This window comes from Gimesia sp., assembly GCF_040219335.1.
Taxonomy (GTDB): domain Bacteria; phylum Planctomycetota; class Planctomycetia; order Planctomycetales; family Planctomycetaceae; genus Gimesia.
Genome location: NZ_JAVJSQ010000035.1, coordinates 1 through 9546, shown reverse-complemented (window position 1 = coordinate 9546; position 9546 = coordinate 1). Strand labels below are relative to the sequence as shown.

At 46.2% G+C, this 9546-nt stretch carries 6 protein-coding genes and 1 pseudogene; 1 reads left to right on the top strand and 6 read right to left on the bottom strand.

Translation table 11 applies throughout. The features are described from left to right. The 6 genes and pseudogenes from RID21_RS27765 to RID21_RS27740 all read right to left on the bottom strand — a co-directional run. Positions 1-837, bottom strand: an 837-nt coding sequence (locus RID21_RS27765) for a hypothetical protein (RefSeq protein WP_350194649.1), incomplete at its 3' end; no start/stop codon positions are given. Between the two features lie 684 nt (positions 838-1521). Beyond that, positions 1522-3156, bottom strand: a complete 1635-nt coding sequence (locus RID21_RS27760) for a glycosyltransferase family 39 protein (RefSeq protein WP_350194647.1) — start codon at positions 3154-3156, stop codon at positions 1522-1524. A gap of 297 nt (positions 3157-3453) precedes the next feature. Then, positions 3454-4542: a DUF1559 family PulG-like putative transporter gene (locus tag RID21_RS27755; RefSeq protein WP_350194645.1), complete on the bottom strand. Its 1089-nt coding sequence runs from the start codon at positions 4540-4542 to the stop codon at positions 3454-3456. Next, positions 4532-5650: a GYF domain-containing protein gene (locus tag RID21_RS27750; protein WP_350194643.1), complete on the bottom strand. Its 1119-nt coding sequence runs from the start codon at positions 5648-5650 to the stop codon at positions 4532-4534. Before RID21_RS27750 ends, RID21_RS27755 begins: the two co-directional genes overlap by 11 nt. Before the next feature lie 54 nt (positions 5651-5704). Further along, on the bottom strand, positions 5705-6730 hold the full coding sequence (locus RID21_RS27745) for a carboxylesterase family protein (RefSeq protein ID WP_350194641.1): 1026 nt from the start codon (positions 6728-6730) through the stop codon (positions 5705-5707). A 36-nt stretch (positions 6731-6766) separates the two neighbouring features. Beyond that, positions 6767-7596: pseudogene (locus RID21_RS27740) on the bottom strand (IS5 family transposase). Positions 7597-7929: 333 nt separating this feature from the next. Here RID21_RS27740 and RID21_RS27735 point away from each other — a divergent pair. After that, entirely contained in the window at positions 7930-9201 is a 1272-nt protein-coding gene (locus RID21_RS27735; RefSeq protein ID WP_350194639.1) for a DegT/DnrJ/EryC1/StrS family aminotransferase, read from the top strand. The last annotated feature ends 345 nt before the right edge of the window (positions 9202-9546 follow it).

Sequence of the window (9546 nt, the reverse complement as noted above, 5' to 3'; positions counted from 1 at the left end):
AGTCTGGTGGGCCTGTTTTGCCAGGTCGGCGATCGGATCGGGAATCGCACCACGCGTTTCTAGTGAAAACAGACCTGGAAGGGTCTGGAACTCAGCGAAAGATAATTTTTTATTCTGATCAAAATCAACGACCTGAAAATTTCGATTTGCTGTTTTGAGATTTTGATTTGCCACCAATGTCAGATATTCTTCCCGATTCAGTTCCTGGTCCTGATCTTTGTCACAGGCTGCAAATGCTTTTTCAGGGGAAAGTTTCGCAGGGTCAATTTGAAAATCAAACTCGTTAATTTCCAGAAAACCGCTTTTGTTTCTATCCAGACGGGAAAATAGCTCCCAGGCCAAACCGATTAATTGAGGAGAAGCCTCAGTATAGAATTCCTGCCAGGAAAGCCGGGCATCATGATCCCTATCGCTACGACCATAAATTTGCAGGGTTACATAGCTGCAGCCTGTTGGTGAAAGTCGAAATTCTTGGAGGGAATATTTTCCGTCCCCATCTGCATCAAAGGCGGGTAATGTATGCGCCAGTCGCTGTTCTGTCGCACCATTAACACCGATTTTCAGCAATTCATTTTTGCTGAGTAATCCATCCAGATCTAAATCGCTTCTCAAAAAGTATGCGAACTCATCAATATAAGAGGTGTGAGAATTCTTCAGTTCACTCAGAGAGAGATTCTCATTCTGATCCAAATCTAGTTCCTGAAACAGCGCCAGAACTTTTTTTTCAGTCCAGCGAATGGACGGGAGATATTCTTTTTTTGAGAGCTGCAGATCTTCATTTTTGTCGGTTCGTTTGAAATACGAGCGATACAAGACCCAGCCGTTATCCGATCGCAACGGAGATCCATCGAGGTGCTTGATTCCGTAGGCAATATCCAGAAAGTGCTCTGCCTCTGCTGCTGACACCAGACCATTTTGATCCTGGTCCCAGACGTGTAGTGGAATCGCAGCAAAAGGGGGCACCTCTTGCTCCATCACTTTTGAAGGCCATTCTTCAACGGACAACAGTCCATCGGAGTCGACATCTGCTGATTTCATAATCGACTGCCATTTTTTTTTAGCCGCAGCTGCCAGATTCGTTACTGGATCGGGAACCGGCTTTCGATCTGCAGCAGGCACTATGCCAGAGATGGTCTGGAATTCATCAAGCGAGAGTGAGTTGTTACTGTCAAAATCACTCACCTTAAAATCTCGTTTTGCCAGCGCCGGATTCTCTGGTTGTTGGCCAGACAGATACTCTTCCTGATTCAGTTTTCCATCGTCGTTCCGGTCCCACTGCTTAAAAAGTTCAGCGGGTGCTGGTTTTAAAGGGATGACGACTGGTTTCTTCGCTTCAAGGGGGGGAGGATCTGCAGCATGTCCCTGCCAGACGTTTAGCATCAGGGTGATAATCAGTATCAGTAATCGGGCTGTTTGCGGGAAGCCGCACTTCTGGAATGTCAGTAGGAGAGGCGAGAGGTCCGGATAGAAATATTTATTACACACGATTTTACCTCGATTTATCGCTGAAAGAGTATTGATTCAAAGTTCAGTCTTTTTATCAGACATCTGGCTGAATTCAGGCAGGTGTTCATATTGACGGACAACAATTTGTCCGTAACGCCAGTCGTTAAATCGTTCTTCTGTTACGTCAATCCAGTCTTCAGGCATGATCACGCCTGGAGGATTCATTGATTTATTTGTGGCAAAAATAACCCAGGCCCGCGACTGGTCCAGGACAGATACATCTCCGGGAGTCAGGTGTTTCTCTCGCTCTACTACAGCAGTACCCGTTCCAAAAACAAAATCCCATTCGTCGGCAACTACATAGACGGGCTGACAATCATGCAGATAAGGACTGACTGCGACATAATCACGCGGTCCATTTACGAATATGAGTTCGTCGCTCTCCCGTAATGCTTCGACGTAATGGACGGCTGCCTGAAAACTGGGGAGTTCGATGCGACTCGCTCGCCAGATCAACTGCTGAGTGAACTGCCAGCCAGCTCCAATTAGAACCGCCCCCAGTACACAGCGGGACAGCCAACGAGAGGGAATTCGAAACAGCAGAATCGTCAAGGCACAAAGGAAAAACACATGTGCAAACAGAAAATACCAGGAAGCTATCAGGCTTTTGGACCCCGATCCTAAAAGCAGAGCAAGGCCGAATGAGAGAAAGACAATCAGTGCCAGCAATCGCTCCGATTTTCGTCCAAGCAGTAATGTCACTATGGCAAGCACTGAAAATAAAATTGTTACAATTCGTGATCGCAACAACTCGGCGCTTGTGGGGTTCCACATCAAGCCGAACATTTCCGAAACGGAACGGGTAAAATGATCAATTCCTTGGGGACGTCCCCATTTTTGCTCAAGACCTCTCTGTCGTTGTAAAAGAAATTCATCCAGCCAGGGGAACCAGAGTACGGCAACGACCACAGATGCCAGAAGGGCATATTTCAGGAGCTGTTTTTTCTCGGCAGGATCGCAAGAGTCCCTCCGTAACGTGTTGAGAATACGTATGCCACCGTAGATTCCATGAGCGGCCAGAATGAAAAAACCGAAATAGTGCGTATAAATCAACCCAGCGGCCAGCAGTCCATAGAGAAGCCAGTCACGCACATGCGGTCGTGAAGAGTTGAGCGCCTGGAGTAAGGCCCATGTCGACCAGACACTGAAGGCGCCTCCCAAAGCATACATACGAACTGTCTGTGACCATTCAATCTGAAACGGACTTAGAGCAACCAACAAAGTTGCAAACAGGGCTGGTTGAATGGCGCGAGCATCATTGGGAGAACATTTCAGAACGTCTATTTCGATCTTGCGGACTAGAAAAAACGTGCCTGATATAGTTGCGATACCGGAAAGCACGCTTAGCAGACGAACACCTGCGGGGGAGTGTCCCACCAGCATCGTCCAAGCCTTGAGAAAGAAATAAAATAAAGGAGGGTGATTATCGCCAGCCGCCCGTTTCCATTGTTCAGACAGAGGATAAGTGGACATCTTCCAGCAGAAACATTCATCAAACCATAAACTAAGGTCCCCCAGACCGTAAACTCGCCCCCATGCACCAAGCATCACTATCAAAAGAAGGAAGCATTTCCACGCAACTTGATCAATCTCAGTGGAGCACTGGTTGATCTGGAAGCAGTCTGGGGCTGGGGAAGAAGCAAATTTCATTTAATTTGATATTAATCTAAATACCCTGGTTTAAACTCCTTACCCTGAGAAAGGTTTGATTGAGTCGCCCCTGAGGAGTTATCACCAGTCACTTCTAGCTTTAAAAACTGATCTCATTTCTGAAAGCAGCTACTATATTCATATGGACACAGTGTATTATACATAAGAAACCTTAAAGACATTTGACCATCACGACTGCTCAGATGCAAGTATTTTCCTGCAAACTATTGTCATTTCTTGTGGTTAGAACTGATGCCCAGAAAAGAGGGGAACAGAGTAGGATTGTAACCATCTGGTCTATTGTTCAAGAGAAGTTCCAGACAGAGATTGTCCCTGAGGGCTTGCTAAAGATGCATAGACTTTGCCATCTATATTTTCGGAGAGGAATTCAAAATGCCCATCGCAATAGCCGACATTCACTCCTCCGGCATGCAGAGAGTTTGGAAAAGGTGCCGCTCCCTCTGGTTGCTTCAGTCCTGCATTGATTGCGCTTGTACCTGAGTTGGCACGATTATAATCAACGTTCCCTGCTGAGCAGCTTCCATTCTGACAGGGGTTTCCGATGTAGAAACTTGTCAAAAACGGGCTTGGAGACGCCCAGTTTGATGCGGGGCTGGCAGGATCATAACCAGTGCGAATATTTTCCGAAATCAACATCGTATTTGAAGTCCCGTCAGTAATACCAGCGATGGTATAATGACGTTCGGCCCGCGTTTCCCCTTTCCAGGTCTCGTTATAAAAAAGCCCCATATGAAAAAACAGCTCTCGGTCTGAGGGGGTCCCATCTCCACTTGTAGAGGAGTTACATGTAATCCCATTGCCGTTGAGGTCCAGCTTACCGCTCTGCGGTCCTACCGGGCAATCATGTATGCCTGCGATTTCAGCAGTGAAGCCAATCCCGCTATTTAATACATACGATAAATTTCCCTGACCTGGTACCACGCTGAAATCATCAGGACAGGTAAGCACGGCAATATGTCTATTGGCCAGCGGGACATTGACGGGGTCTTTACAGGACAAATCAAAGTCCCATGCTGTGAAAATATTTGATTGATCCAGATAGGGAAGTACATCAACAACCCAACTCCGATACTGGCCAAAGGTAGCAGGAGTTCCATCACCGTAATAGCCACACGCTGGGAAGCGGTTTGCACTATCGGTTTCCTGCAAAATCCCCAGGCCTACATTTCGCATATTATTCAGGCATTGTAACTGGCGAGCTGAATTTCGAGCAGACTGTATTGCAGGAAGCGCCAGCGCAATTAAAATTCCAATGACAGCGGTCGCAACCAGCAATTCGATAATCGTAAAACCAGCCCTCAGATGACCTGTTTCTAATGGGGATTCTGCTTTCCGTTGCCCAGTATATCGAAATTTATATCTCATCAGCTTGTACCTCCAGCCACCAGGCGGCAATGTAGGTCAGAATGGCGACAAAGATTACAGAATCAACAAAGCACATCCAGTAAGTAAATCGGGAACATTCACCGAGGATCGGAAAGATCAGCTTTGCTTCAACAGGTTCGCGTGAAGGGAAAATCATATTTTGTTTCGCTGACCAATTCGATAAAAACAGCACTGTAACATTCGCTGTAACCAACGCCGCTCCCAGCCTGTATCCGAGCCGCAAGTAAGGCGCTGTAAAGTAGGCGATTATAGGAACTAATACGAGAACCACCAGAAATGAACAACCCGCATAAACGAGAAACAAAACTGGTGATGTCGACCCGACGAGCGGAAAATATAGTTGTCCTTGCCCCATCCAGTCCACAAATCCATAGATTCCTAGACTTCCGCAGAGGATGATGGCGCAGACAATCAAAATAGTTCGAAATGCGGGATGCTCTATAAAGGAGAAGCAGATCGCGGGAAGTAACTGGCGGGAAGGATGAGCCTGTTCTTGTTTGGGAGCACGTGCATCGATGCGTTCGACAGCTGCGTTGACCGTTGTTGACCAGGTCTCTTCAGAGAAAGCGCCAGTATCAACGGCTTCATCTACATCCTCTGAGTCATTGACGACATCCACCGGCAAATCAAGGTCGGTGAAGGCCTCTGTTTTACTACTCGCAGGTGGATAGTGACTGACATTAATTTCGCGCCGGGAATCGAGGAGAATCGGAGGAATCTTACTGCTTCTCAATGCTAGCAGACGTCTCAGCCAGCCCGGACGTTCGAACTCCTGTTCCGGAACAGCAGAGTCATTCTGGTCAGGCGCTTCAGGTTCTGCTAGAAACGAATCCAAATCATCTGCGTCAGCATATTCTGCATTATCATCTTCTTTTACAGACGGAATGGTTGGCAGCGTTACCGGATCTTTACGCGACATATAAAACAGGCCGACGACAGAATCAGCACGCTGCCATTCATCCATATAGCTGGGACGTACCATTGTCTCAGGCAGCAGATGCTCCTCACGAACCATCTGAACCATCTCACGGAAGAGGTAGGGCCCCAATTCTTCATCAGACTGTTTGTAGAACCATTCAGTCGCCATTTAATATTTACGCTTCGTATAGAAGATTAGTAACAAGCTAAAAAATCAATTACGTTAACAGGCATTTATTCTAATTTCACAAGGAAACTGCACAGCATACAAGAATCTTTTTAACAAATAAGGGATCTGATAAAAAACGCTCGTTATGCATCTGTAATCTGCATAAGCCAGCAATTCTAGATTAGAAATCTTCTTTTCGAAGATACCTTTTCTCAATTCGTTTTTTTGCTTAAATAGCCATTCCAGCATTTTATCTGTCTGATTATACGTGATTGACCAACAATCATGCTTCACGTTGTGTAGTTCCTGATACTCAGGTCTTCCACCATTCATTCTCAGAGCCTCTACCATTTTTCTAGACTCAGTCACGGGAATAACCTGATCAGCGTCTCCATGGACAACCCACAATGGAATGTGAGCAAACTTTTCGACGGACTTCGGATCCCCTCCTCCACACAGAGGTGATGCGGCAGCAAAGAGATCTGAATATCGAGCAAGCATACTCCAAGTGCCATATCCCCCCATTGAATAACCAGTAATGTAAATCCTGTTTGTGTCGATCGAGTGCTTCGCTGAAATATCTAAGATCAACTGATACACCAGATCCAGTAGAATTGTTTTTTGGCCTGCGGTTGATGTCGAATCAATTAGAACAGTTTCTGAGGACCAATCCATTTTTGGAGGACATTGAGGGGCCAGCAAAAAACAAGTATATTTTTCCTGTTCGTCTTCTGCTGCCAACCGCTGAGGTAGTGATTTTAATTGCGCCACATTATCGAAGCCTCTCTCTCCAGCACCATGCAGAAAGACGATCAATGGGTATTTTCCCCCATGTCTCCTTTCCCTCGGGCAAAGAAGTCGCGACTTCACTGGAAACTGTTTTGAATAGCCGGGTACTGAAACTTGCCGAGAAATAACTTTGAATTTTTTAGCAAGGTCGGGGTCAACTCCTTTGGAAAGGATGAATATTCTTTCCTGATAATCGAAAAATGCCAAAACAATCATATTGACTATAAGCCATCCGAGGAAAATCAAAATTATAGATTTAATTTTTCTTTGTCGAAAAACGTGTAATTTCATTTTTCTGGTCGTTAGTGAAGCTTATTAGAAGTGGTTTCATAACTTATTAAGTAAGGTGAACACGCACGCGAGTTGTGCGAATCCTAAAAACAAATGACTGTATCTTTCATACCGTACTACCAGGCGACGAAAGTTGAACAATCAACTGATGGTGCGTTCGACTTTCCAGCGGCGTCGATATCGCCGCAATTCACGCCCATCTTGCGTCGCTGGTTTTACACGGTTCTTGCGATGCGGACAGATCAGCTCTATCTGCCGTTTCGCCAACTGTGCGCGCAGGGGGTCGCAGTCGGCCGCACGATCATAAATCAGGCGATTGGGGGCGCGTGGTAATACGTGCTGGTCCTGCAGGGACTCCATCAGCTTTACCTCTGCCGGCGAGGCACTGGTACGATCCAGAGCGAGTGGGAGCCCGTTTCCGTCGACCAGCAGCATAAGCTTGGTTCCCTTTCCCCGTTTTGTCTTGCCGACATCGGTGCCCCTTTTTTTGCAGGGCAGAAAGTGCCATCCCCAAACGCTTCTGACCAGACCACCAGCTTCCGACGATCGAGGTGTTCGAGTAATCGCTGCCACGCTTCGAGGAATACACCGTCTTCGGTCCATTCCTTGAAACGACGCCAACAGGTGCTGGGAGATGGTAAAAATGTTGATAAATCTTTCCATCGGGCACCGGTCCTTAATACCCAAAGGATTCCTTCGAGGTACTCGCGGGAAGCCACTCTGGGCCGCCCTCCGGCTGCGTTGACTGGTGGTTCTGGAAACAGGTCTTTGATCAGAAGCCATTGCTCGTCCGAGAGTTGTGGTTTTGGTTCTGTCCTGGACCCGGTAATGTTGCGACCTGTGGCAGGTCGTGATACACGGGTCATGGTCATAATGAGACCTCCTTTCGGGGGAGGTACTCCTACAAATACTATACCAAACTGTTCACGTAATTTTGGGTTTTGAAAATACCTCTAGTCAATAGTGGCTCTTTAACGAAAAAAATCCAACACACATTTAATGGATTAGATCCTTGGAGAGAGCCAATGTCATCTCGTTTTAAGCCAAAGTTAAGATTCAATTAGAAATAAGATCTACTCCTTTTATAAGCAGTTTCATCGTCTCTATTGATACTTAAAAATGCTTAGGATATTTTAACAATTAATATCACTTATACCGATGTCTAGTCCAGAGTCAAGAGAAAGGTTCATTGGTTTACAATGACAGTAAACTCAGGTCCATTACTGAAAATGTTTGATTACAGTCTATCTGAACTTTCTACGGCACAACGATTAGCCATCCCATCGCCAGATCCCCCCCTGGCTGAAGCTCATCTTCCTGTAGCAGATAGAAGCAGCACTCGCGAGTACATTCCCGTCTGTGAGCCAGATCTTGATCCAAGAGTCACCTACGATCTGCAGAAATGTGTAGACGAAAACTGGATCTCTTCAGGAGGAAGATTTGTAACCGAGTTTGAAACAAGGTTTGCGCAAATCATTGGAACCAAGCATTGCATTGCGACTTCATCGGGAACAACAGCATTGCAACTATTGTTAGCAGCGTGTGGTGTCTCAGGTGGAGATGAAGTCATCATCCCTGCATTTACGATGGTTGCAGTTGCCAGCGCTGTGGTACATTTGGGCGCACGACCTGTGTTTGTCGATTGCGCACCTGATTCTGAGAACATTGACTTAGATGGTATATTGAAAAAAATTACTGACCGCACTAAGGCAATCATTGTCGTTCATACTTATGGAAGACCTTTTGATGTCGAGACTCTTCAGTCTCACGTTGACAGGAATCGAGTCGCTGTGATTGAAGATGCAGCGGAGTCGCATGGTGCAAAACTGAAAGGAAGAACGACTGGCTCGCTCGGATACGGTGGTGCATTCAGTTTCTACGCAAATAAGATTATCACAACAGGAGAAGGAGGAGCTGTCACAACAGACAATGACTCACTGGCTTCTGTATGCCGAACATTACGTGACCACGCCTTTTCCCTGGAAAGACACTTTTGGCATCGATATCGGGGATATAATTTTCGTATGACAAACCTTCAAGCTGCTGTAGGGGTTTCACAGTTGATGCAGTTTGACAGATTACGTGAAGCAAGAAAACGAATTGCTGCAAGATATAGCGAAGCACTGGATGAATTGGATGGCGTCATATTACCTGTTGAAGATGAAGAGACTGAGCACGCTTTCTGGGTTTATTTTATTCGCATCGATTCCGACACTCGGACACGCGATGATGTTCGACTTGAACTGGCAAATAATGGAATTGAAACACGTACTGCATTTATCCCGCTGCATCTTCAACCGGCATATCGCGAGTACAACGAGGAGAATGTTACTATGCAGCATGCTGAGCATCTCTCAGCTACGGGACTCTATCTCCCCTCTTCCGCTAAACTCACGCCAATTGAGATAGATTATATTTGTAAGAGTCTGCAGCAGACAATCAGAAGTTCGTTTAATTCACCCTCTAAGTGATCATGTTAGTATAGAGCGCCCCCCTTCTTAGATTTTTGTATAAAATCGAGAGCTATCTGAGTGTGTATCTAGCAGGCATCCCCATCTCTGTCCCAGCTGTCGTGTTGGTATGCTACCCTTAACTTGGTTCATTTGTTGTGAGGTTTTCCGAGTACGTGATCTTGGTCTGCTTTTCAAAAACCGATCCAATTGTTATGAAGGTTCTTAGCGTCCCTTTGACGAGGAGAACTTTTGATGATCAAGCGAAGAAAACGTCCCAACCCCGAGCAGATTGTCCGCAAGCTGCGTGATGCAGATGCGATGCTGAATGCCGGTAAAGATCTGGCATCCGTGCTACAGACCCTG

Excerpts from the sequence above, each read along its gene's own strand:
- RID21_RS27760 (WP_350194647.1), bottom strand. The coding sequence starts at position 3,156 with ATGAAATTTGCTTCTTCCCCAGCCCCAGACTGCTTCCAGATCAACCAG.
- RID21_RS27735 (WP_350194639.1), top strand. The coding sequence starts at position 7,930 with ATGACAGTAAACTCAGGTCCATTACTGAAAATGTTTGATTACAGTCTA.
- RID21_RS27745 (WP_350194641.1), bottom strand. The coding sequence starts at position 6,730 with ATGAAATTACACGTTTTTCGACAAAGAAAAATTAAATCTATAATTTTG.
- RID21_RS27755 (WP_350194645.1), bottom strand. The coding sequence starts at position 4,542 with ATGAGATATAAATTTCGATATACTGGGCAACGGAAAGCAGAATCCCCA.
- RID21_RS27750 (WP_350194643.1), bottom strand. The coding sequence starts at position 5,650 with ATGGCGACTGAATGGTTCTACAAACAGTCTGATGAAGAATTGGGGCCC.